Annotated in this window: 22 protein-coding genes and 1 pseudogene; 3 read left to right on the forward strand and 20 right to left on the reverse strand. The window is 68.8% G+C overall.

Features of this window, described 5'->3' with window-relative positions:
- Positions 1–107: 107 nt before the first annotated feature.
- Complete coding sequence (locus ABGA98_RS06345) at positions 108–674, reverse strand: helix-turn-helix domain-containing protein (RefSeq protein ID WP_347617203.1); 567 nt, start codon at positions 672–674, stop codon at positions 108–110.
- 104 nt (positions 675–778) lie between these two features.
- Here ABGA98_RS06345 and ABGA98_RS06350 point away from each other — a divergent pair, with 104 nt between their 5' ends.
- Together ABGA98_RS06350 and ABGA98_RS06355 are read left to right on the forward strand one after the other, a co-directional pair.
- On the forward strand, positions 779–1,735 hold the full coding sequence (locus ABGA98_RS06350) for an NADP-dependent oxidoreductase (protein ID WP_347617204.1): 957 nt from the start codon (positions 779–781) through the stop codon (positions 1,733–1,735).
- A 145-nt stretch (positions 1,736–1,880) separates the two neighbouring features.
- The gene (locus tag ABGA98_RS06355; protein WP_347617205.1) at positions 1,881–2,480 is read left to right on the forward strand and encodes an SMI1/KNR4 family protein; all 600 of its coding nucleotides are present in this window, start codon (positions 1,881–1,883) and stop codon (positions 2,478–2,480) included.
- On the opposite strand, the pseudogene ABGA98_RS06360 reads toward ABGA98_RS06355, so the two are convergent.
- Both ABGA98_RS06360 and msrA read right to left on the reverse strand, forming a co-directional pair.
- Positions 2,365–2,886, reverse strand: a pseudogene (locus ABGA98_RS06360) (transposase); the annotation flags it as partial. The gene ABGA98_RS06355 and the pseudogene ABGA98_RS06360 overlap by 116 nt on opposite strands.
- Positions 2,887–3,029: 143 nt before the next feature.
- Positions 3,030–3,692, reverse strand: a complete 663-nt coding sequence (gene msrA, locus ABGA98_RS06365) for a peptide-methionine (S)-S-oxide reductase MsrA (RefSeq protein WP_347617716.1) — start codon at positions 3,690–3,692, stop codon at positions 3,030–3,032.
- A 121-nt stretch (positions 3,693–3,813) separates the two neighbouring features.
- Between msrA and rarD the strand changes: the two genes are divergently transcribed.
- Positions 3,814–4,785, forward strand: a complete 972-nt coding sequence (gene rarD, locus ABGA98_RS06370; protein WP_347617206.1) for an EamA family transporter RarD — start codon at positions 3,814–3,816, stop codon at positions 4,783–4,785.
- Here rarD and ABGA98_RS06375 read toward each other — a convergent pair.
- The 17 genes from ABGA98_RS06375 to ABGA98_RS06455 form a co-directional block, all read right to left on the reverse strand.
- The gene (locus tag ABGA98_RS06375) at positions 4,761–5,750 is read right to left on the reverse strand and encodes a polyprenyl synthetase family protein (protein WP_347617207.1); all 990 of its coding nucleotides are present in this window, start codon (positions 5,748–5,750) and stop codon (positions 4,761–4,763) included. The genes rarD and ABGA98_RS06375 overlap by 25 nt on opposite strands.
- Positions 5,751–5,761: 11 nt before the next feature.
- Positions 5,762–7,345, reverse strand: a complete 1,584-nt coding sequence (gene nuoN, locus ABGA98_RS06380; protein WP_347617208.1) for an NADH-quinone oxidoreductase subunit NuoN — start codon at positions 7,343–7,345, stop codon at positions 5,762–5,764.
- On the reverse strand, positions 7,342–8,901 hold the full coding sequence (locus ABGA98_RS06385; protein WP_347617209.1) for an NADH-quinone oxidoreductase subunit M: 1,560 nt from the start codon (positions 8,899–8,901) through the stop codon (positions 7,342–7,344). Before ABGA98_RS06385 ends, nuoN begins: the two co-directional genes overlap by 4 nt.
- The gene (nuoL, locus tag ABGA98_RS06390; protein WP_347617717.1) at positions 8,901–10,748 is read right to left on the reverse strand and encodes an NADH-quinone oxidoreductase subunit L; all 1,848 of its coding nucleotides are present in this window, start codon (positions 10,746–10,748) and stop codon (positions 8,901–8,903) included. Before nuoL ends, ABGA98_RS06385 begins: the two co-directional genes overlap by 1 nt.
- A gap of 73 nt (positions 10,749–10,821) precedes the next feature.
- Positions 10,822–11,118, reverse strand: coding sequence for an NADH-quinone oxidoreductase subunit NuoK (gene nuoK / locus ABGA98_RS06395; protein ID WP_132329277.1), 297 nt, complete (start codon positions 11,116–11,118; stop codon positions 10,822–10,824).
- Positions 11,115–11,909: an NADH-quinone oxidoreductase subunit J gene (locus ABGA98_RS06400; protein WP_347617210.1), complete on the reverse strand. Its 795-nt coding sequence runs from the start codon at positions 11,907–11,909 to the stop codon at positions 11,115–11,117. The genes nuoK and ABGA98_RS06400 overlap by 4 nt, the downstream gene beginning before the upstream one ends.
- Positions 11,902–12,417: an NADH-quinone oxidoreductase subunit NuoI gene (gene nuoI, locus ABGA98_RS06405; RefSeq protein WP_347617211.1), complete on the reverse strand. Its 516-nt coding sequence runs from the start codon at positions 12,415–12,417 to the stop codon at positions 11,902–11,904. Before nuoI ends, ABGA98_RS06400 begins: the two co-directional genes overlap by 8 nt.
- Positions 12,404–13,705 carry an NADH-quinone oxidoreductase subunit NuoH gene (gene nuoH, locus ABGA98_RS06410; RefSeq protein ID WP_347617212.1) on the reverse strand — a complete coding sequence of 434 codons (1,302 nt, stop codon included), beginning with the start codon at positions 13,703–13,705 and terminating at the stop codon, positions 12,404–12,406. The genes nuoI and nuoH overlap by 14 nt, the downstream gene beginning before the upstream one ends.
- Positions 13,702–16,089: an NADH-quinone oxidoreductase subunit G gene (locus tag ABGA98_RS06415; RefSeq protein WP_347617213.1), complete on the reverse strand. Its 2,388-nt coding sequence runs from the start codon at positions 16,087–16,089 to the stop codon at positions 13,702–13,704. The genes nuoH and ABGA98_RS06415 overlap by 4 nt, the downstream gene beginning before the upstream one ends.
- Positions 16,086–17,375, reverse strand: a complete 1,290-nt coding sequence (gene nuoF / locus ABGA98_RS06420) for an NADH-quinone oxidoreductase subunit NuoF (protein WP_347617214.1) — start codon at positions 17,373–17,375, stop codon at positions 16,086–16,088. Before nuoF ends, ABGA98_RS06415 begins: the two co-directional genes overlap by 4 nt.
- Positions 17,372–18,028 (reverse strand): NADH-quinone oxidoreductase subunit NuoE, encoded by a 657-nt coding sequence (nuoE, locus tag ABGA98_RS06425; RefSeq protein WP_347617215.1) that lies wholly within the window; start codon positions 18,026–18,028, stop codon positions 17,372–17,374. The genes nuoF and nuoE overlap by 4 nt, the downstream gene beginning before the upstream one ends.
- A gap of 64 nt (positions 18,029–18,092) precedes the next feature.
- Positions 18,093–19,418 carry an NADH-quinone oxidoreductase subunit D gene (locus ABGA98_RS06430; protein ID WP_347617216.1) on the reverse strand — a complete coding sequence of 442 codons (1,326 nt, stop codon included), beginning with the start codon at positions 19,416–19,418 and terminating at the stop codon, positions 18,093–18,095.
- Positions 19,415–20,119, reverse strand: a complete 705-nt coding sequence (locus tag ABGA98_RS06435) for an NADH-quinone oxidoreductase subunit C (protein WP_347617217.1) — start codon at positions 20,117–20,119, stop codon at positions 19,415–19,417. Before ABGA98_RS06435 ends, ABGA98_RS06430 begins: the two co-directional genes overlap by 4 nt.
- Positions 20,116–20,667: an NADH-quinone oxidoreductase subunit B family protein gene (locus tag ABGA98_RS06440; RefSeq protein ID WP_347617218.1), complete on the reverse strand. Its 552-nt coding sequence runs from the start codon at positions 20,665–20,667 to the stop codon at positions 20,116–20,118. Before ABGA98_RS06440 ends, ABGA98_RS06435 begins: the two co-directional genes overlap by 4 nt.
- A 2-nt stretch (positions 20,668–20,669) precedes the next feature.
- Positions 20,670–21,065 carry an NADH-quinone oxidoreductase subunit A gene (locus tag ABGA98_RS06445; protein ID WP_132592415.1) on the reverse strand — a complete coding sequence of 132 codons (396 nt, stop codon included), beginning with the start codon at positions 21,063–21,065 and terminating at the stop codon, positions 20,670–20,672.
- A gap of 64 nt (positions 21,066–21,129) precedes the next feature.
- Positions 21,130–22,410, reverse strand: a complete 1,281-nt coding sequence (locus ABGA98_RS06450) for a geranylgeranyl reductase family protein (protein ID WP_347617718.1) — start codon at positions 22,408–22,410, stop codon at positions 21,130–21,132.
- 230 nt (positions 22,411–22,640) lie between these two features.
- Positions 22,641–22,745 (reverse strand): DUF397 domain-containing protein, encoded by a 105-nt coding sequence (locus ABGA98_RS06455; RefSeq protein ID WP_347617219.1) that lies wholly within the window; start codon positions 22,743–22,745, stop codon positions 22,641–22,643.
- Positions 22,746–22,784 lie beyond the last annotated feature (39 nt).

The raw sequence follows: 22,784 nt of genomic DNA on the forward strand, positions 1-22,784 counted from the left end.
CAGTGCCCCAGGCCGAGCATCGGCTCACGCCTCTCCGGAGGTCAGGCCCACCGGGCAGGCGACGCCCGTCCCGCCGATGCCGCAGTACTAGCCGCCTCGATCCGGGCTCAGGCCGGCCGGGCGGCGGGCCGGAGACCGTCCATCAGGAGGTCCAGCAGGCGACCGGCCTTGGCTTCATGATCGCGCCGGGGGGCCACGGTGAAGATGCCGATGAGGGAGGCGGCGATGTCTTCGGCGGTGACGTCGGAGCGGAGGTCGCCCGCCGCGCGACCGGCGTCGAGAATCGTGGTGATGGCCGCCAGCAGCTCGCTCCGGGTCTGTGCATGGGCGATCTCGCCCGACTCGATCATCGCGAGCAGCGTGTCGAGCATGCCGTTCTTGGTCGCGATCCAGTCCCCGAACAAGTCCATCCAGCGCCGCATCGCCGCAGCCGGAGGCAGCCGACCGAGCAGTTCGCGCGCGCCGGTCGTCAGCCGCGCGACCTGGTCCCGGTAGACCGCATCGACCAGCGACTCGCGGGTCGGGAAGTGCCGGTAGAGCGTGGCGATGCCGACTCCGGCCTCGCGGGCGATCGCACGCATCGACGGCTCGGTGTCAGCCGACATGAACATGCGGGTCGCCACCGCGAGCAACTGGTCGCGGTTACGGGCTGCGTCCGCCCGGGGCGCGCGCATCCCCCCCTCAGTCAAAGCGGATCACGCTCCGGTTGTGTTAGGGTCGTCCATGGAAACGGAGCATAGTCCGCTTCAAGGCGTTCCCTCCAAGGAGACAGGCGTACATGCAGCAACAGAGCGATCAACCGCCGGCGGCCAGGAGCAGGGCGGTCCGGCTCGATTCGTTCGGCGGCCCCGAAGTCCTGGACGTCCGTGAGGTTCCGGCTCCGCAGGCCGGCCCGGGACAGATCCGCGTGCGGGTCACCGCGGCCGGTCTGAACCCGATGGACTGGATCATGACCGCCGACGCGGAGACCGCCGCCCGGTTCGGCCTGAGCCTCCCGGCCGGGTTCGGGACCGACTACGCGGGACTGGTCGACCAGGCCGGTGACGGGGTGACCGGCTTCGCGCCCGGCGACCGGGTGTTCGGGGGCGCCCTGTCCCGCGCGGTCGCCGACTTTGTGGTGATCGACCCGGCCGGGGGGATCGCGGCGAACGAGGTCCATCACACTCCCGACGGCGTCGACGACCGCACCGCCGCCACCCTCGCGATCGCCGGCCGCACGGCATCCGCCGCCCTCGCCACGGTCGACCCCGGCCCGGACGACACAGTGCTGATCGGCGGCGCGGCGGGCGGGGTCGGGGTGTTCGCTGTCCAACTGGCCCGGATCGCAGGAGCGCACGTGATCGGGACGGGATCGGCGACATCATCCGATTTCCTGCGCGATCTCGGAGCCGAGCCGGTCGCCTACGGCGACGGCCTGGCCGACCGGGTCCGAACCCTCGCTCCCGGCGGCGTCACCGCCGCCATCGACCTGCACGGGACGGAGACAGTGCACGCCGCAAGGGAACTCGGCGTCCCGGACGGCCGCATCTGCACCATCGCCGCGCAAGTCGACGGCGTGCCGGCGGCCAACGGCGCGAACGCCGCCCCGGGCGCCCTGGAAGAGCTCGCCCGCCTGGTCGCGGCGGGCCGGCTGGGGGTGCCCATCGCGGCGAGCTTCCCGATCGAGCAGATCCGCCGCGCGACCGAGTTCCAGGCCGGCCGGCACGTGCACGGCAAGGTCGTCATCGACCTCTAGGGCGAACAACGTCGAGATCGCCTACACACCCACCAACTCCTCGTGGTTGAACCGCATCGAGGCGCAGTTCACCGCAGTGCGCGAGTTCACCCTCAACGGCAGTGCGACCTCGTAGGCTCTCGGCCACGTAGTCGAAGGGATTGCCGTGGAAAACTCGACGGGTATCGCAGCGCTGGCCAAGATCCTACCTCCAGATCTCGGCGCGGACGAGGAAATCGACTGGTCAGCAGCAGAGGCGCGGTGGGGCACGCGGTTCCCGCGCGACTACATGGCCTTCATGTCCATCTACGGCGCCGGCTCGTTCGCCGAGGTCGGCATCCTCATGCCGTTGCCCAAGGAGTACATCCAGTGGGACCCCGGGACCTTCGAGGAGGAGACGGAGCACGCCCGAGACACCTGGGAGATGCTGGGCGGTCAAGAAGGCCTCGACATCGACCCGAACCACATCCTCGCCTGGGGCATCACCTCGGGCCCCGACATCCTGTGCTGGCTGACCACCAACCCCGACCCCGACCAGTGGCCCGTCCTGGTCTGCGGCCGACATACCCCCGAGGACTTCACACTCTTCCCCTGTGGCATGGTCGAATTTTTCCGCAGGCTGCTTCTGGACGAGTACAACCCCTACCCCCTCAGCATCGACCTGCGCGATGCCCCGCCGCGCTACGTGCATTGGCTCGAAAGACAAAGACGCTGGAAAAAGGGCTTGGACCCCGACTCCGGGGTACCACGAACAGCCGACCACTAGAGGGTCTGTCGCGAGAGTGCTTGGTCACAACCACTCGTTGATGGCAGCGACCAGCACGGTCGCCCGTAGCGGCAGCCAACTTGTCGAATCTCGTGGCCACGGCCCGGTGCCTCTTTAGCCGGTTGATCCCGCACTCCACCGCATGGCGCTCGCGGTAGTCGATCTTGTCGAACTTCGGCGGCCTGCCACCTCGCGAACCGCGCTTCTTGCGGTTGCGGACCTGGTCGGCCTTCTCCGGGATCGTGCAGCCGATGCCGCGTCGGCGCAGGTAGACGCGGTTCTCGCGAGAGCCGTAGGCCTTATCCGCCCGGACCTTGTCCGGCCGGGACCGCGGCCGGCCGGGACCGATCCGAGACGCCCGGATGGCCTCCAGGACCGGCTGGAACTGCGGACTGTCGCGGCCGGCGACCGCCCGACGCGCGGCGGACCGCCGCAGGCGGCACGCCCTTGAACCTGTGAGGAAGGTTGTCGCCGAAGACGGCTCTGGCCCATGAACGACTCCGGATGTACCGAGCGACCATGGGCCAGGAACTAGCTATCTCCGCAGGTCTACGCCTCGCCAGTAGTCAGGCCGATCGGGCAGGCGACGCCCGTCCCGCCGATCCCGCAGTACCCATTGGGCACTTTGTACAGGTATTGCTGGTGATAGTCCTCGGCGAAGTAGAAGGGCCCCGCGGGGGCGAGTTCGGTCGTGATGTCGCCGTAGCCGGCCTGCTTGAGCACCTTCTGGTAGGCGTCGCGCGACGCCTCGGCGGCCTTCTGCTGCTCCGGGGAGTGGTAGTAGATGGCCGAACGGTATTGGGTGCCGACGTCGTTGCCCTGGCGCATGCCCTGCGTCGGGTCGTGAGCCTCCCAGAAGACCTTCAGGAGCTCTTCGTACGACACCTTCGCCGGGTCGAAGACGACCCTGACGACCTCGGCGTGTCCGGTGAGGCCGCTGCAGACCTCGTCGTACGTCGGGTTGGGGGTGTGGCCGCCCTGGTAGCCGGCGGCCGTCGTGACGACGCCCGGGGTCTGCCAGAAGATGCGCTCGGCGCCCCAGAAGCAGCCGAGGCCGAAGTCGGCGACCTCCAGCCCCGGTGCGTACGGCGGGGCGAGGGGAGCGTCGAGGACGGCGTGGCGGCCGGGCACGGGCATGGGCTCCGCGCGCCCCGGCAGGGCGTCCTCCGGTCGGACCATCGATGTTTTGTTGCCGCCGAACAGCCAGCCCATCATGCACCTCCAGAGGTCTTCCCTCAGCCTACATACCCGCCAACACTTAAGAGCTCCTGAATAATTCCTTATAGAGAAACACGTTTGTGTTTAAAGGTGGTAATGCCCGAAACTGGGGTACATGCCTGACCTTCGGCGCGGCGTACTGTTCGGCATCGCCGCCTACACCATGTGGGGCCTGTTCCCGCTCTACTGGCCCCTGCTGAAGCCCTCGGGCGCCGTGGAGATCCTGGGGCACCGGATGGTGTGGTCGCTGGTGGCCGTCGCCGCCGTGCTGGCCGTGCGCAGGCACTGGTCGTGGTTCAGGGAGCTGGCCCGCCGGCCGGGCAAGCTCGGCCTGCTGAGCCTCGCCGCCGCCGTGATCACCATCAACTGGGGCACCTACATCTACGCGGTGAACACCGGGCACGTGGTCGAAAGCGCCCTGGGGTACTTCATCAGCCCTCTCGTCAACGTGCTGTTCGGGGTGGTGCTGCTGCGGGAGCGGCTGCGGCCGTTGCAGTGGGCCGCGGTCGGGTTCGGGACGCTGGCCGTGTTCGTGCTGACGGTCGACTACGGGCGCCCGCCGTGGATCGCCCTGACGCTGGGGATGAGCTTCGGCGCGTACGGGCTGGTCAAGAAGCGGGCCAACGTGGCCGCGACCGAGAGCCTGGCCGTGGAGACGCTGGTCCTGCTCCTGCCGGCCCTCGGCTACCTGCTCTTCCTGCAGGGCACCGGCGCGGCGACGTTCGGGACCGAAGGGGTCGGGCACGCGGCGCTGCTGGCGAGCGCGGGGCTGGTCACGGCGGTACCGCTGATCTGCTTCGGGGCGGCGGCCATCCGGGTGCCGTTGAGCACCATCGGGCTGCTGCAGTACATCGCGCCGATCCTGCAGTTCGCGTGCGGCGTGCTGATCGTGCAGGAGGTCATGCCGCCCAGCAGGTGGATCGGCTTCGCGATCGTCTGGGTGGCGCTGGCGGTCTTCACGTACGACAGTCTCAGGACGGCGCGTGCGGCCGCCCGGGTGAGGAGATCGGCCGCCCTAGCGGGCGAACCGGCGGGCGAACCGGCGGGCGGCCCAGCGGGCGATCAGCCGCTGCGCTCCACCACGTAGTCACATAGCGCCAAAAATGCGTTCTTGGCGGGGATGTCGGGAAGGCCGAAAATGTCGGCACGGGCCTGGTCCACCCACGACTCCAGCTCCGCCCGTGCCCGAGCCATCCCCGGGTGCGCCCGCAGCAGCGTCAGCGCCTCCTCGACCTCTTCCTCGGCGACCGGCCCCGACAACAGCGAGGTCAGCCGGGACGTCTCCCCCGAGGCCAGCGCGTACAGGACCGGAAGGGTCCTGACGCCCTCGCGCAGGTCGGTGCCCGGCGTCTTGCCCGACTCCGCCCCGGTGGAGGCCACGTCGAGCAGGTCGTCGCCGAGCTGCCAGGCCACCCCGATGGCCTCGCACGCGCGGCTGAGCCGCTCCTCCACGTCCGCGGGAGCCCCGGACAACAGCGCGCCGAAGCGGCCCGAGGCGGCGATCAGCGAGCCCGTCTTGTCGGCCAGCACGCTGAGGTAGTGGCCGACCGGGTCCTCGTCGTCGCGCGGGCCGATGGTCTCGCGGATCTGCCCCTGGACGAGGCGGGAGAACGTCTGGGCCTGGATGCGGATCAGCTCGGGACCCAGGTCGGCCAGGATGTCGGAGGCCTGCGCGAACAGGTAGTCGCCGGTGAGGATCGCCACGGTGTTGTCCCACCGGGCGTTGGCGGAGGGCGTGCCCCGGCGCACCGGGGCCTCGTCCATGACGTCGTCGTGGTAGAGCGAGCCCAGATGGGTCAGCTCGATCACGACCGCGCCGGGCACCACACCCGGCGCGGACGGGTCGCCGAACTGCGCGGCCAGCAACACCATCAGCGTCCTGAACCGCTTGCCACCGGCCTCGATGAGATGCTTGGACGCCTCCGTGACGAAGGCGTCCTCGTTCTCCACGGACGAGCGCAGCAGCTTCTCGACCGCGGCCAGTCCGTTGGCCACGTCCTGCGCCAACCGCTCGTCCTCAATGGGAAGGTCAACCACGGGAGGCGCGGACATACGGGATCCCCTTATCTAATGAACAGGCTGCGAGCAGCGTCGTCAGCAACACCGAGCACGGACTCCGGGTAGAGCCCCACCCCTACGGTAACCAGCAGGGAGACGGCGATGACCGCCACGGTTCCCATACTGGGCACCGCGATCGCCGGTCCGTCGGCCGAGGGCTCGCTGAAGAACATCAGCACGATCACGCGGACGTAGAAGAACGCCGCGATAGCCGAAGCCACGACGCCCACGACCACGAGCGCCGCCATCCAGCCGCCCATCGAGTCGCCGGGCTGCGTGCCGCTGTCCAGCGCGGCCGCGAACACGGCGTATTTGCCGAAGAAGCCGCTGGTCAGCGGAATGCCGGCGAAGGCCAGCAGGAAGAAGGCGAACACCCCGGCCAGCATCGGCGCACGCTTGCCGAGCCCGGCCCAGCGCGACAGGTGCCCCGCCTCGCCGCCCGGGTCGCGGACGAGCGTGACCACCGCGAACGCGCCGACCGTGGTGATGCCGTAGACCGCCAGGTAGAACAGGATCGCCTTCAGCGAAGCCGCGTTCTGGGCGGCGGTGCCGAACGTGGCCATCACACCGACGAGCAGGAAGCCCGCGTGCGCGATGGACGAGTAGGCCAGCATGCGCTTGATGTCGGTCTGCGTGATCGCCAGGATCGAACCGACGATCATGGTGAGCGCGGCGACACCCCAGATGACCGGCCGCCAGTTCCAGTCGAGGTTGCCCAGACCCACCCAGAACACCCGCAGCACGGCGCCCACGGCCGCGACGAGCGTGCCGGAGGCCATCAGAGCGGTGATCGGCGTGGGAGCGCCCTGGTAGACGTCGGGCTTCCAGGCCTGGAACGGAGCCGCGCCGATCTTGAACATCAGGCCGACGCCGAGCATCGCGAGCCCGATCATCAGCAGCGGGTCGAGCGCGCCGCCGCCGGCCAGGGCCTGGTTGATGCCCGGCAGCGAGACGGTGCCCGCGAAGCCGTAGATCATGGCGGCGCCGTACAGGAAGAACGCCGAGGAGAACGCGCCCAGCAGGAAGTACTTCATGGACGCCTCCTGCGACAGCAGGCGGCGCCGGCGGGCCAGGCCGCATAGCAGGTAGAGCGGCAGCGACATGACCTCAAGGGCCACGAACATCATCAGCAGGTCGTGCGAGGCCGGGAACAGCAGCATGCCGCCCACGGCGAACAGGACCAGCGGATAGACCTCGGTGTGGCCGCCGCCCGCGGACTCGGCCTCCTCCTCGTCGGCGCTGCCCGGCACGGCCGCGGCCGAGGCGACGAAGTGGCCCTCGTCGTTGATGAGCAGCACGCAGACGAACGACAGGACGAGGATGACGCCCCAGATGAACAGCGAGGGCCCGTCCACCGCGAGCGCGCCCACGGCGGAGGCCGTGGTGGGCACCTGGCCGCGCAGGACCTGCACGAGGACCAGCGCGAACGCGCCGGCCAGGCTGAGCAGGGTGAGCGGCACGTGGATCGCCTTGCGCAGGTAGCGCGGCACGAAGGCCTCGACGAGCACGCCGATGATGGCCGCGCCGAAGACCACCAGCAGCGGCGCGAGCGTGCCGTATTCGATCGTCGGCGCTGGGATGGAGTTCACTGACCTGTCCCCTTCTCAGCGATGGTGGAGGTGGGTACGCCCACGTTGGTCAGCGTCTGTTGCACTGACGGATTGATCACGTCGAGCAGCGGCTTGGGGAAGAACCCGAACCCGATGATCAGGGCGACCAGCGGAGCCAGCACCCAGACCTCGCGGGCGTTCAGGTCCTTGAACGGCTTGACCGGCTCGGCGGTCGGGCCGTTCAGGGTCCGCTGCACCATCCACAGGATGTAGACGGCCGCCAGGATCACGGCCACCGCGGAGACGATCGCGGCCGCCGTCAGCGCCCCCGAGCCGTGGGCCTGGCTCGAGTACGTGCCGATCATGACCATGAACTCGCTCACGAAGGACGACAGGCCCGGCAGCGAGAGCCCGGCCAGACCGGCGACGAGGAAGAAGCCCGCGAGCACCGGCGCGACCTTCTGCACGCCTCCGTAGTCGCCGATGAACGGCGAGCCGCGCCTGGCGATCAGGAACCCGGCGGCCAGGAACAGCGCGCCGGTGGCGAAGCCGTGGTTGACCATGTAGAGGGCCGCGCCGGACTGGGCGACCGACGACATGGCGAACACGCCCATGACGATGAACCCGAAGTGCGAGATCGACGTGTACGCGATGAGCCGCTTCATGTCGGTCTGCCCGATGGCCACGATGGCGCCGTAGATGATGCTGATGACCGCCAGCACGATGATCGGCACCGTGAACGTCTTGGCCGCGTCGGGGAACAGCTCCAGGCAGAAGCGGAGCATGCCGAACGTGCCGACCTTGTCCAGGACGCCGACCAGCAGCACGGCGGCTCCGGCCGGAGCCTGCGCGGCCGCGTCGGGCAGCCACGTGTGCACCGGCCACAGCGGCGCCTTGATCGCGAACGCGATGAAGAACCCGCCGAAGAGCCACTTCTGCATCGTCGGGTCCTGGATGGCGCCGACGAGTTCGGGGAACATGAACGTCTGCTTGCCCGCGACCACGTAGAGCCCGATGACCGCGACCAGCATGAGCAGGCCGCCGAACAACGAGTACAGCAGGAACTTCACGGCCGCGTAGGACCGCTGGGCGCCGCCGTACGAGCCGATCATGAAGTACATCGGGATCAGCATGGCTTCGAAGAAGACGTAGAACAGGAAGATGTCGGTCGCCGCGAAGACGCCGATCATCATCGTCTCCAGCACCAGCAGCAGCGAGAAGTACGTCTTCACCGACCGCTTGGGCGTGATGAGCGTGCCGTCGGCGGTCTTGACGCCGTCGGCGTCGTGCCACGAGGCCAGCACCACGATCGGCACCAGCACCGCGGAGAGCGCGATCAGCACGAGCGCGACGCCGTCGACGCCGACCCCGAACTTCACGCCGAAGCTCGGGATCCAGTCGTACTCGGCGACGAACTGGAAGCGCTCGCCCGACGGCTTGAACCCGGCGGCCACGACGCCCGTCAGGACCAGCACCGCCAGCGAGACCAGCAGCGTGACCTGCTTGGCCAGCTTGTCTCTGCCCTTGGGAAGCAGGGCCACCACGATGGCGCCCAGCACGGGCACCGCCATGAGTATCGGAAGCCAGGGTGACATCAGATGGTCCCAACGAGGAGCAGGGCGCCGGTCAGCAGGGCGGCACCGATCAGGATGGACAGCGCGTACGTTCTGGCGAAGCCCGTCTGGATCCGCCGCAGGCGCCCGGAGCTGCCGCCGATGCCCGCCGCCAGACCGTTGACCAGCCCGTCGATGCCGCGGTTGTCGAAGAACACCGCGAAGCGGGTCAGCCACTGGCCGGGACGCATGAAGAGCGACTCGTTGAGCGCGTCACCGTACAGGTCGCGCCGGGCGAACGTGGTGAGGAAGGAGCCGCGCGGCTGCACGGACGGAACCTCGGCCCGGCCGTACCTCATCCACGCGAAGGCCGCGCCGACCGCGACGAGCGCCAGGGTCGCCAGGCCGGGGGTGCTGGTGAAGTGGAAGGCGGGCAGTTCCTCGGGCCGGCCGACCGCCGGGGCCAGGAACAACATCAGCCGGTTGCTCAGGACGAGGTAGGCGCCCAGGCCGAGCGCGCCGAGCGACAGGACCATCAGCGGGATGGTCATGACGGACGGCGACTCGTGCGGGTGGGCGTCGTCGGCCCAGCGCTTCTGGCCGAAGAAGGTCATGAAGACCATCCGCGACATGTAGAAGCCGGTGATGCCCGCGCCGAGCACGGCCAGCCAGCCGAGGATCGGCTGGTGGTGCACCGCGGTCTCGATGATGCCGTCCTTGGTGAAGTAGCCGGACAGCAGCGGGAACCCGATGATCGCCAGGTAGCCGATGAAGAACGTGGCGAAGGTGATGGGCATGAACTTGCGCAGCCCGCCGTACTTCCGCATGTCGACTTCGTCGTTCATGCCGTGCATGACCGAGCCGGCGCCGAGGAACAGGTCGGCCTTGAAGAAGCCGTGCGTGATCAGGTGGCCGATCGCGAACGCGTAGCCCGCGGGGCCGAGGCCCGCGCCGAGCATCATGTAGCCGATCTGCGACATCGTCGAGCCGGCCAGGCCCTTCTTGATGTCGTCCTTCGCGCAACCGATGATCGCACCGGCCAGCAGCGTGGCCGCGCCGACGACGGCCACGGCGAGCGCGGCCCCCGAGCCCTCGGGGAAGAAGAACGCCCCCGAGCGCACCACGAGGTAGACGCCGGCGGTGACCATGGTCGCGGCGTGGATCAGGGCCGACACGGGGGTCGGGCCCTCCATGGCGTCGAGCAACCAGGACTGCAGCGGCAACTGCGCCGACTTGCCGCACGCGCCGAGGAGCAGCAGCAGGCCGATGGCCAGCATGGTGCCGTTCTCGGTGCCGGGCGTGATCTGCTCGCCGAGGCCCTGGAACGTGAGCGTCCCGAACGTGGTCCAGATGACGAACATGCCGACCAGCAGGCCGAAGTCGCCGACGCGGTTGACGACGAACGCCTTCTTCGCCGCGGTGGCCGCCGACGGCTTGAACTGCCAGAACCCGATCAGCAGGTACGAGGCCAGGCCCACGCCCTCCCAGCCGATGAACAGGCCGACGTAGTTGTCGGCCAGCACCAGCAGGAGCATCGCGGAGACGAACAGGTTGAGGTAGGCGAAGAACCTGCGCCGGTGCTCGTCATGCGACATGTAGCCGATGGAGTAGATGTGGATCAGCGAGCCCACACCGGTGATCAACAGGGCGAAGCTGATCGACAGCGGGTCGATCAGCAGCCCCATGTCGACCATGCCGGGGATGAACTCGTAGAGGTGCACGGCCCGCCGGCGCTCCTCCTCCCCGAACCCGATCAGCTCGAAGAACCCCAGCACCGCCACGGCGAACGAGGCGAGGGACATGGCCACGCCCAGCAGATGGCCCCAGCGGTTCGTGAACCGGCCGAACGCCAGCAGGATGAACGCCCCGACGAGCGGGAAGGCGATCATCAGCCAGGACAGTCCGATCACGCCGCCGGTGTGCTGGGCGATCTCAGCGATATGAGATTCCACCAGTCACCTCTTAGTACTTCAGCAGGTTGGCGTCGTCGACGGACGCGGACCTGCGGGTTCGGAAGATCGTCACGATGATGGCCAGGCCGACGACGACCTCGGCCGCGGCCACCACCATCACGAAGAACGCGATGATCTGGCCTTCCAGGTTGCCGACCTGCCTGGAGAAGGTGACGAAGGCGAGGTTGCAGGCGTTGAGCATGAGCTCCACGCACATGAACACCACGATCGCGTTGCGCCGGATGAGCACGCCCATCGCGCCGATGGCGAACAACAACCCGGAAAGGATCAGGTAGTGCGTGGTCACTTGGTCACCCCGTTGCTCTCGTCGGCGTCGGTGTCCGCGCCGTCGTCATCGGCCCGGTGCTTGATGGCCGCGGCGAGTTTGGGGTCATCGGGCAGGTGGCCGTGCTCGACGTCGTAGCGCGCGATGTAGCGGTTGACCGAGGACTCCGCGACCGACCCGTCCGGCAGCAGCGCGGGCATGTCGATGGCGTTGTTCCTGGCGTAGGTGCCGGGGCCGGGCAGCGGCGACGGGCGGTCGCCCTGGAACCGGGCGCGGGACAGGTCTTTCTGCGTGGCCTTCTCGGTGAGCTGTTCGCGGTGCGCCAGCACCATCGCGCCGAGCGCGGCGGTGATCAGCAGCGCCGAGGTGATCTCGAACGCGAAGACGTACTTGGTGAACAGCAGCAGCGCGATGGAGCGGATGTAGCCGCCCTGCGCCGTGGCCTGCGCCAGCCCGACCTGGTCGCCGAAGAACGCGTTGCCGATGGCGAGGATGATCAGCGTCACGAATCCGAGCGCCGCGATGGAGGCCCAGAAACGCTGGCCCTTCAGCGTCTCGACGAAGGAGTCGGACGAGTCCACGCCGACGAGCATGAGCACGAACAGGAACAGCATCATGATCGCGCCGGTGTAGACGATGATCTGCACCGCGGCCAGGAAGGGCGCGTCCTGCACGGCGTACAGGACGGCCAGGCAGAGCATCACGGTGCCGAGCATCAGCGCGGAGTAGACGGCCTTCCGGTTGAAGACCACGCCGAGCGCGGCGCCGACGGAGACGACGGCGAGCACCCAGAAAGTGATGGTCTCACCCATTGGTCCGTCCCAGGCGGTAGTAGTCCTCTTCGGTCTCGCCGAGCCGCATCGGGTGCGGAGGCTGCTCCATGCCCTGGGTCAGCGGCGCGAGGAGCATCTCCTTGGTGTAGATGAGGCTCTCGCGGCTGCTGTCGGCGAGTTCGTACTCGTTCGTCATGGTGAGCGCGCGGGTCGGGCAGGCCTCGATGCACAGGCCGCACAGGATGCACCGCAGATAGTTGATCTGGTACGTGCGCCCGTAACGCTCGCCCGGCGAGAAGCGCTCCTCGTCGGTGTTGTCCGCGCCCTCGACGTAGATCGCGTCGGCCGGACACGCCCAGGCGCACAGCTCGCACCCAATGCACTTCTCCAGCCCGTCAGGCCAGCGGTTGAGCTGGTGACGCCCGTGGAAGCGCGGAGCCGTCGGCTTCTTCTCCTCCGGGTAGTTCGTCGTGACGGGCTTCTTGAACATCGTATGGAAGGTGACCCCGAAGCCCTTGACGGGGTTCAGCCAATCAGTTAGTCCCACTGGGAATCTCCTTGTGCTGCACCCCGTGGTAGTGCGGCAGATCGAGCGGCGGCACCGGGAAGCCGCCCGCCACCGGCTCCTTGGACAGTTCCTCGAACTCGGCCTCCACCTGGGCCTTCCTGGCCTCCCTGCGCCGCTGGTTGACGGTGTCGAACCGCATCCAGATGGCCAGCGCCCCGATCACGATCACCGCGCCGAGCCCGATGCCGATCATCCGGTCGCCCTCGTTGATCACGACGTTGCGCACCGCGGCCACCAGCAGGATCCACGCCAGGTTCACCGGGATCAGCACCTTCCAGCCCAACGCCATGAGCTGGTCGTACCGGACGCGCGGCAGCGAGGCACGCACCCACACGATGAAGCTGAAGGTCAGCACGAACTTGATGAAGAACCACAACACCGGCAGCCAGCCGACGTTCGCGCCGTCCCACAGCGAGATCGGCCACGGGGCCCGCCAGCCGCCCAGGAACAACGTCACCGCGATGCCGGAGGCGGTGAACGTGTGCAGATATTCGCCCATCATGATGAGGGCGAACTTCAGCGACGAGGAATATTCGGTCTGGAAGCCGCCGACCAGCTCGCCCTCGCCCTCGGGCAGGTCGAACGGGATGCGCGCGGCCTCGCCGAACATGCAGACCACGTAGATCAGGAACGACGGGATCAGCAGCACCGCGAACCACGTCTGCTCCTGCGCCGCGACGATCTCCGACGTCGACAGCGTGCCCGCGAACAGGAAGATGGCCACGAACGACAACCCCATGGCGATCTCGTACGAGACCACCTGGGCCGCCGACCGCAGCCCGCCCAGCAGCGCGTACGGCGAGCGCGACGACCACCCGGCCAGCACCACGCCGTAGACCGAGACCGCGCCCATGGCGAGCATGAACAACACCGCCACCGGCAGGTCGACCAGCTGCAGCGGCGTCTGCACGCCGAACAGGTTGACCATCGGCGCGAACGGCACGATCGAGAAGGCCAGGAACGCGGGCACCACCATGATGACCGGCGCCAGCAGGTAGAGGACCTTGTCGACGGTCCGCGGGAAGAGGTCCTCCTTCAGTCCCATCTTCAGGCCGTCGGCCACGGTCTGCAGCAGACCGAACTTGCCGGCCCGGTTGGGGCCGTAGCGGTGCTGCATCCGCGAGATCAGCTTGCGCTCGTACCAGACGCCGAACAGGACGCTCAGCATCAGGAAGACGAACAGCATCACGGCCTTGATGATGGTGATCCACAGCGGGTCCTTGCCGAAGTCGGCGAGGGTGGGATCGGCCGCGAGAAGGTGCATCATGAGGCGCTCCCGATCGTGACGATGTCGCCGGCCACCGCTCGCAGGTCACGCGTGACCGAGCAGCCGCCGGAGTTGGCCGGCACCCAGACCACGCGTTCCGGCAGGTCGGCGACGCGCACCGGCAGCGTGACGGTGTCGGCGCCCGTGCCGCCGATGACGAGCTTGTCGCCGTCGGCGACGCCGATCTCGGCGGCGGTGACCGCGCTGACCAGCGCCTCGGCCTCGCGGGCGGTGCCCGCGAGGTAGGGCTCGCCGTCCTGCAGCCTGCCCTCGTCGAGCAGCAGGTGCCAGGTGGCCAGCAGGGCCTCACCGGCCGCGGGGGCGACCTGGGCGCGGGTGGCGGTGTGCGGGGCGGTGACGCGGCTGCCGCGCCAGGCGCCCAGCCCCGACAGCTCCCGCCGCACGGCCTTGGCGTCGGGCAGGCCGAGGTGCACGTCCATCCGGTCGGCCAGGTTGCCGATCACCGCGAGGTCGGACTGCAGTCCGGGCACCTTGAGCGGCGCCTCGAACGAGCGGCCCCTGCCCTCCCAGTTGACGAACGTGCCGCCCTTCTCCTGGACGGCGGCGACGGGCAGCACCACGTCGGCGCGGTCGGTGACGGCGCTGGCGCGGATCTCCAGGCTGACGATGAACGGCGTGCGCTCGAGCGCGTCGAGCGCCGCCGCGGGGTCGGGCAGGTCGTAGGGGTCGACGCCGCCGACGACCAGCGCGTCCAGCTCGCCCTCGTGGGCGGCGGCGAGGATGCCGGCGGTGTCGCGGCCCGGCCCGGCGGGCAGCGAGGCCACGTTCCACGCCCTGGCGACCTCGGCCCTGGCCGTCTCGTCGTCGGCCGGGCGGCCGATCGGCAGCAGGTTGGGCAGCGCGCCCGCCTCGACCGCGCCGCGCTCGCCGGCCCTGCGCGGGACCCAGGCGAGCCGGGCGTCGGAGACGTTGGCCAGCCGGATCAGGGCGGAGAACGCGCCGGGCACGGTGGCCAGGCGCTCGCCCGCGAGCACGATCGTGCCCGCGGCCAGCGTGCCGAGCAGGTCCCCGATGGCGTCGGCCTCGGCGCCGGGAGCGGTGCGGATGAGCCTGCCGCCCATCTTGGCCAGGCCGGGCGACGCGAACGGCGCGATCGCGGTGACCTTGAGCCCCTTCTTCATCCACGCCTTGCGCAGGCGCAGGAAGACGATCGGCGACTCCTCCTCGGGCTCGAACCCGACGAGCAGCACGTGCGGGGCGTTCTCGAGGTCGGCGTACTTGATCTCGATGCCCTTGCCGGCCACCGCGTGGGCCAGGAACTGCGCCTCCTCGGCGGAGTGCGGCCTGGCGCGGAAGTCGATGTCGTTGCTGTTCAGGGCGATCCTGGCGAACTTGGCGTAGGCGTAGGCGTCCTCGACCGTGGCCCGGCCGCCGACCAGCACGCCGGCCCTGCCGCGTGCCCTGGCCAGGCCCTCGGCGGCCACCGACAGCGCCTCGGGCCACGAGGCGGGCACGAGCACGCCCTCCTCGTTGCGGACCAGCGGCGTCTTCAGCCGGTCGGGCTGCTGCGCGTAGGTGAACGCCCAGCGGCCCTTGTCGCAGTTCCACTCCTCGTTCACCTGCGGGTCGTTGCCCGCCAGGCGGCGGGTGACCCGGCCGCGCCGGTGGTCGGTGCGCATGCTGCAGCCGGAGGCGCAGTGCTCGCACGCGCTCGGCGTGGACACCAGGTCGAACGGGCGGGCCCTGAACCGGTAGGCGGCGCCGGTCAGCGCGCCGACCGGGCAGATCTGCACCGTGTTGCCGGAGAAGTAGGAGTTGAACGGCTTGCCGTCGGCCGTGCGCACCTGCTCCTTGGCGCCGCGCTCGAAGAACTCGATGAGCGGGTCACCGGCGATCTGGTCGGAGAAGCGGATGCAGCGCGCGCACTGCACACAGCGCTCGCGGTCGAGCAGCACCTGCGTCGACAGCGGCAGCGGCTTGGGGAAGGTGCGCTTCTGCTCCTGGAACCGGGACTCGCCGCGGCCGTTGGACATGGCCTGGTTCTGCAGCGGGCACTCACCGCCCTTGTCGCAGACCGGGCAGTCGAGCGGGTGGTTCAGCAGCAGGAACTCCATGGCCGCGCGCTGCGCCTTCTCGGCCACCGGCGAGGTGAGCTGCGTCTGCACCACCATGCCCTCGGCGACCTCGATCGCGCACGACGGCTGCGGCTTGGGGAAGCCGCGGCCGTTGCCCGCGTCGGGGATGTCGACCAGGCACTGCCGGCAGTTGGCCGCCGGATCGAGCAGCGGGTGGTCGCAGAACCGCGGGATCTGGATGCCCAGCAGCTCGGCGGCCCTGATGATCAGAGTGCCCTTGGGGACACTGACCTGGAACCCGTCGATGGTCAGGGTCACCAGGTTCGTTTCGGTCTCTACGACGGTCACTGCTCACCCCAGAGAGTGGACTTCTTCGGGTCGAACGGGCAGCCGCCGATCTCGAAGTGCTTGAGGTACTCATCGCGGAAGTACTTCACCGAGGAGTGGATCGGGCTGGTGGCGCCGTCCCCCAGCGCGCAGAACGACCGGCCCAGGATGTTGTCCGCGATGTCGGTGATCGTGGCCAGGTCGTCCTCGGTGCCCTGGCCCGCCTCCAGCCGCTTGAGCACCTGCTTGAGCCAGTAGGTGCCCTCGCGGCACGGCGTGCACTTGCCGCACGACTCGTGGGCGTAGAACTCCGTCCAGCGCAGCACCGTACGGACCACGCAGGTGGTCTCGTCGAAGATCTGCAGGGCGCGGGTGCCGAGCATCGAGCCCTTGGCGCCGACCGCCTCGAAGTCGAGCGGCACGTCGAGGTGCTCGTCGGTGAAGATCGGCGTGGAGGAGCCGCCCGGGGTCCAGAACTTGATCCGGTGCCCGGCGCGGATGCCGCCGGCCATGCTGAGGAGCTCGCGCAGCGTGATGCCGAGCGGCGCTTCGTACTGGCCGGGCCGGGTGACGTGGCCGCTCAGCGAGAAGATGCCGAAGCCCTTGGACTTCTCGGTGCCCATCCCGGCGAACCAGTCGGCGCCGTTGCCGATGATGGAGGGAACACTGGCGATCGACTCCACGTTGTTCACCACAGTGGGCGAGGCGTAGAGGCCCGCCACGGCCGGGAACGGAGGCTTGAGCCGCGGTTGACCCCTGAAGCCCTCGAGCGAGTCGAGCAGCGCCGTCTCCTCGCCGCAGATGTAGGCGCCCGCGCCGCTGTGCACGACCAGCTCCAGGTCATATCCGGAGCCGAGGATGTCGGCGCCGAGATATCCCTTCGCGTACGCCTCCCGCACGGCCGCCTGCACCCGCCTGATCACGTGCAGCACCTCGCCGCGCACATAGATGAAGGCGTGGTTGGCCCGGATCGCGTACGACGTGATGATGACGCCCTCGACCAGCGCGTGGGGGTTGGCCATCATCAGCGGGATGTCCTTGCAGGTGCCCGGCTCCGACTCGTCGGCGTTGACGACGAGATAGTGCGGCTTGCCGTCCCCCTGCGGGATGAACCCCCACTTCATGCCGGTCGGGAAGCCCGCGCCGCCGCGGCCGCGCAGCCCGGAGTCCTTGACGGCCTGGATGACGGCGTCGGGCTCCATGCCCAGCGCCTTCTTGGCCGCCTCATATTCGCCGTAGCCGTCGAGGGTGAAAGAGTCGGGCTGGTCCCATTTCGCGGTCAGGACCGGGGTGAGAGTGACGCTCATGCCTCAGGGGCCTTCCATCCGTTGGCCTTGGCGACCTTCAGGCCCTCCAGCGAGGGGCCGGCGGCCGACGGGCCGTCACCGGCCAGATCGTCGGGCAGGCCCGCGAGCACGCGCGAGGCTTCCTTGAAGGTGCAGAGCTTCTTCGGGCCGCGCGTGGGCCGCACGTCCTTGCCGTCGCGCAGGTCGTCGACGAGCTGCTTGGCCGACTCGGGCGTCTGGTTGTCGAAGAACTCCCAGTTGACCATCATGACGGGGGCGAAGTCGCAGGCCGCGTTGCACTCGAGACGCTCCAGCGAGACCTTGCCGTCGGGAGTCGCCTCGTCGTGGCCGACGCCGACGTGCTCCGAGAGCTCCTCCCAGATCTGGTCGCCGCCCATGACCGCGCACAGCGCGTTGATGCAGACGCCGACGTGATAGTCGCCGGCCGGCTTGCGCTTGTACATGGTGTAGAAGGTCGCGACGCCGGTGACCTCGGCCTTGCTGATGCCGAGCATCTCGGCACAGAACTCCTGCCCGTGGTCGGAGACGTAGCCGTCCTCCGACTGCACGAGGTGGAGCAGCGGCAGCAGCGCCGACCGCGTCTTCGGGTAGCGCCCGATGATCTCCTTGGCGTCCCGTTCGAGACGCTCACGGACATCCGGTGAATACGTCACGCGTCCTCCTCCGTCGGACACGTGACATACGTGCTGTGTCCCATTGTTCGTTCGCTGCGCTCACTCACCTGTCCACACCTCCCATGACAGGGTCGATAGACGCCACCGCGGCGATCACGTCGGCGACCTGGCCGCCCTCGGCCATCGCGGGGAAGCCCTGCAGGTTGCAGAAGGACGGCTCGCGGAAGTGCACGCGGTAGGGGCGCGTGCCGCCGTCGCTGACCACGTGCGCGCCGAGCTCGCCCTTGGGCGACTCGATGCTGGCGTACGCCTGCCCGGCCGGCACCCTGAAGCCCTCGGTCACCAGCTTGAAGTGGTGGATGAGGGCCTCCATCGAGGTGCCCATGATGTGGGCGATGTGGTCGGGCGAGTTACCGAACCCGTCGGGGCCGAGCGCGAGCTGCGCGGGCCAGCCGATCTTCTTGTCCTCGATCATCACCGGGTCGCCCTTGAGCGGCCCCGCGATGCGGTCGAGCGCCTGCTCGACGATCTTGAGGGACTCCTCCATCTCCTTCATCCGGACGAGATAGCGCGAGTAGACGTCGCACCCACGCTCGGTGGGGACGTCGAACTCGTACGTCTCGTAGCCGCAGTAGGGCTGCGACTTGCGCAGGTCCCACGGCAGGCCCGCGGCGCGCAGGATCGGGCCGGTGATGCCCAGCGCCATGCAGCCGGTCAGGTCGAGGTAGGCGACGTCCTGGGTGCGGCGAACGTAGACCGGGTTCTCGTCGAGGAGCTTGCGGATGTCCTTGATCCGCTTGGGCATCTCCTTGAGGAACTCGCCGACCTTGTCGACCGCGCCCGCGGGCAGGTCGACGCTCACGCCGCCCGGCCGGATGTAGGCGTGGTTCATGCGCAGGCCGGTGATGTACTCGAACAGGTCCATGACCATTTCGCGGTCACGGTAGCCGAACAGGAACGGCGTGGTCGCGCCCAGCTCCATGCCGAACGTGCCCATGGCCACCAGGTGCGAGGCGATGCGGTTGAGCTCCATCATCATCACGCGGATGGCCTGCGCCCGGTCAGGGATGCGGTCCTCGACGCCGAGCAGCTTCTCCACGCCCAGGCAGTAGGCGGTCTCGTTGAAGATCGGCGAGAGGTAGTCCATGCGGGTCACGAACGTGGTGCCCTGCGTCCACGTCCGGTATTCCATGTTCTTCTCGATGCCGGTGTGCAGGTAGCCGATGACGCCGCGCGCCTCGGTGACCGTCTCACCGTCGAGGGTCAGGACCAGCCGCAGCACGCCGTGCGTGGACGGGTGCTGCGGGCCCATGTTGACGACCAGGCGCTCGTCCTGCGAGTCGCGCACGCCGGACACGACCTGGTCCCAGTCGGCCCCGGTGACCGAGTAGACCTTGCCCTCGGTCGCCTCGTCATAAGCCGTGCTCACGCGTACGACCTCCTGTGATCGGGCGAGGGAATGGTGGCGCCCCGGTATTCCACGGGGATGCCGCCCAGCGGGTAGTCCTTGCGCTGCGGGTGGCCGTCCCAGTCGTCCGGCATCATGATCCGGGTCAGGCCCGGATGGCCGTCATAGATGATGCCGAAGAAGTCGTACGTCTCCCGCTCATGCCAGTCATGACCAGGGTAAACGCCTACGGTGGATGGAATGTGCGGGTCGTCGTCGGGGCAGGCGGCCTCGACGCGTACGCGCCTGTTGTGGGTGATCGAGCACAGGTGGATGACCGAGTGCAGTTCCTCGCCCGTCAGGTGCGGGTAGTGCACGCCGGACACGCCGAGCGAGAGCTCGAAGCGCAGCGCCGGGTCGTCACGCAGCTTCTGGCACACCTCGACCAGCCGCTCCCGCTTGACGTGCAGGGTGAGCTCGCCGCGGTCGACGACGACCCGCTCGATCGCGTCGTCGAGCGCGAGCGCGTCGACGATCTCGTCGAAGTAGCCGCCGTACGGGCGGGGCGTCGAGATCTGGGGCTGCCGGCGTACGACGAGGCCGCCGTAGCCGGAGGTGTCGCCGGAGTCCGCGGCCCCGAACATGCCGCGCCTGGCGACGGGCGTCTCGGGCACCGCGGGGACCTGGGCCTCAGGCGTCTGCCCGCTGTCCGGGCTGCCAGGGAGGTTGTCGGGCGAGGTCACTTCGATGCCCCCTGGTCGATCAGCGGCAGCGTACGCAGCGCCTGCAGTTCGAGCTCGTCGATCTGCTTGGCGCGGTGCGCGCCGAACTTCATGTTCTGGATCTTGTCGTGCAGCTTCACGATCGCGTCGATCAGCATCTCGGGCCGCGGCGGGCAGCCGGGCAGGTAGATGTCGACCGGAACGATGTGGTCGACGCCCTGCACGATGGCGTAGTTGTTGAACATGCCGCCGCTGGAGGCGCACACGCCCATGGAGATGACCCACTTGGGCTCGGCCATCTGGTCGTAGATCTGGCGCAGCACGGGAGCCATCTTCTGCGAGACCCGCCCGGCGACGATCATGAGGTCGGCCTGGCGAGGAGACGCCGAAGCGCGCTCCATGCCGAAGCGCGCCAGGTCGTAGTGGGGGCCACCGGTGGCCATCAGCTCGATGGCGCAGCAGGCGAGGCCGAACGTGGCCGGCCACACGGAGCTCTTACGCGCCCATCCGGCGGCCGCCTCGACGGTGCTGAGGATGAACCCGCTGGGGAGTTTCTCTTCAAGTCCCATTTTCAGTCCCAGTCCAGACCCTTGCGGCGCCACACGTACGCGTAGGCGGCGAGCACGGTGACGATGAACAGCAGCATCTCCACCAGGGCGAACAGCCCCAGGCCCGGGGCGATCGCCTGGCCCGCGTCGTTCAGCTCCGGCGCGAACGAGACCGCCCACGGATAGAGGAAGATGATCTCGATGTCGAACACGATGAAGAGCATCGCGGTGACCATGTACTTGAGCGGGAACCGTCCGCCACCGACCGGCTGGGGCGTCGGCTCGATGCCGCATTCGTAGGCGTCAAGCTTGGCGCGGTTCCAGCGCTTGGGGCCGGTGAAGGGAGCGATGGCGACCGAGAAGATCGCGAAGCCCCCCGCGAGAACGGCGAGCACCAGGATGGGCACGTAAAGGTCCATCGCTACGCCTCCTCTGGAGTCGCCGCGCGCGCGGGCGCGCAGCCGGATCTGTCAGTTGTGAGATTCATGCTGGTGGCGCGACCTTCGAGAGTGCGTTTATGATCTTGTCCGACGCATCGCCTCGCCGGTCGGTGAGATTACCAAGGAGTTTGAGCGCGAAGCGCATCAGCCTCGGGTGGGGAAGCCCGTGCCTGGTGCCGAAGCGCATCACGCCCGGCTTCCCGATCGCCTCGACGAACCATCTGCCGAGAGTGAAGTAACCACCGTATGCGTCTTTCAGCACGCGGGGGTAAGTCCGCAGGGTCCGCTCGCGCTGCGCGGGAGTGGTGCCCCTGAGGGCCTTTGCGATGATCTCGGCGGCGATCTCGCCGGTCTCCATGGCGTACGCGATGCCCTCGCCGTTGAACGGGTTGATCGAGCCGCCGGAGTCGCCCACCAGCATCAGGCCGCGCGTGTAGTGCGGCTGCCTGTTGAAGGCCATCGGGAGCGCGGCGCCGCGGATGGGCGCCGTCATGTTCTCCTCGGTGAAGCCCCAGTCGGCCGGCATCGACCGGCACCAGCGCCTGAGCAGGTCGCGGTAGTCGATGTTCTTGAACTGGGCGCTGGTGTTGAGCAGGCCGAGCCCCACGTTGGCGGTGCCGTCGCCGACGCCGAACACCCAGCCGTAGCCGGGCAGCAGCGTGTCGCCGTCCCACAACTCCAGCCACGTCTCCAGGTAGTCGTCGTCGTGGCGGGGGCTCTCGAAGTAGGTGCGCACGGCCACGCCCATCGGGCGGTCCTCGCGCTTGTGCAGGCCCATGCCGAGGGCGAGGCGGGTGCTGTTGCCGTCGGCGGCCACGACCACGCGCGACCGGAACGTCCGGCCGTCCTTGGTGGTCACGCCGACGATGTGGCCGCTGCGGTCGTCGAGCACCGGGCCGGTGACGGTGACGCCCTCCATGAGGCGCGCGCCCATCTTCACCGCGGTGGCCGCGACGATCTGGTCGAAATCCTGCCGGGTGCGTACGAGCCCGAAGTCGGGGAACCGCTCCAGCCGGGGCCAGTCGAGCTCGAACCGCAGGCCACCGCCCACGACGCGCAGGCCCTTGTTCCTGACCCAGCCGGGGGCGTCGATGTCGACCCCCATGTTGAGCAGCTGCTTGACCGCCCGCGGCGTCAGGCCGTCGCCGCAGACCTTCTCGCGGGGGAACCTGGTCTTCTCCAGGAGCAGCACGTCGAGGCCGGCCTGGGCGAGGTAGAAGGCGGCTGCGGAGCCGGCCGGGCCGGCGCCGACGACGATGACATCAGCGTCGGCTGTGCCCCTGGTCGCGTCAGCGCCACTCTGTCGGCTTCGCTCTCTCGGGATGAGCTCCTGCGCTTGAGGTCGGGCTGCTGGCACGGTCACTGGACTGTCCTGTCCTACACGCTCGAAGGCCTTGGGGTGTCGCGCCTTCGTTCCTTTGTGAACCCCTTCACAAACTTGTCGGCCCGAAGTCTACTGCTTTTCGTACACATAGTGGCAGTCGGGGGGCGCTTCCGGGACACGAGAAGGCCCTTCGTCCTGACGAAGGGCCATTACCTGCGTGCCAGGCGCCGTCAAACGTCGAACTCGTCGTTCCGGACCCCCTTGACGAAGGCCCGCCACTCGCCAGGGGTGAAGACCAGGGCCGGCCCTGAGGGGTCCTTGGAGTCACGGATCACGATCTCCTGGACTCGCTCCTGGCGAACTCGACACACTCA

This window comes from Nonomuraea sp. B1E8, assembly GCF_039871515.1.
Taxonomy (GTDB): domain Bacteria; phylum Actinomycetota; class Actinomycetes; order Streptosporangiales; family Streptosporangiaceae; genus Nonomuraea.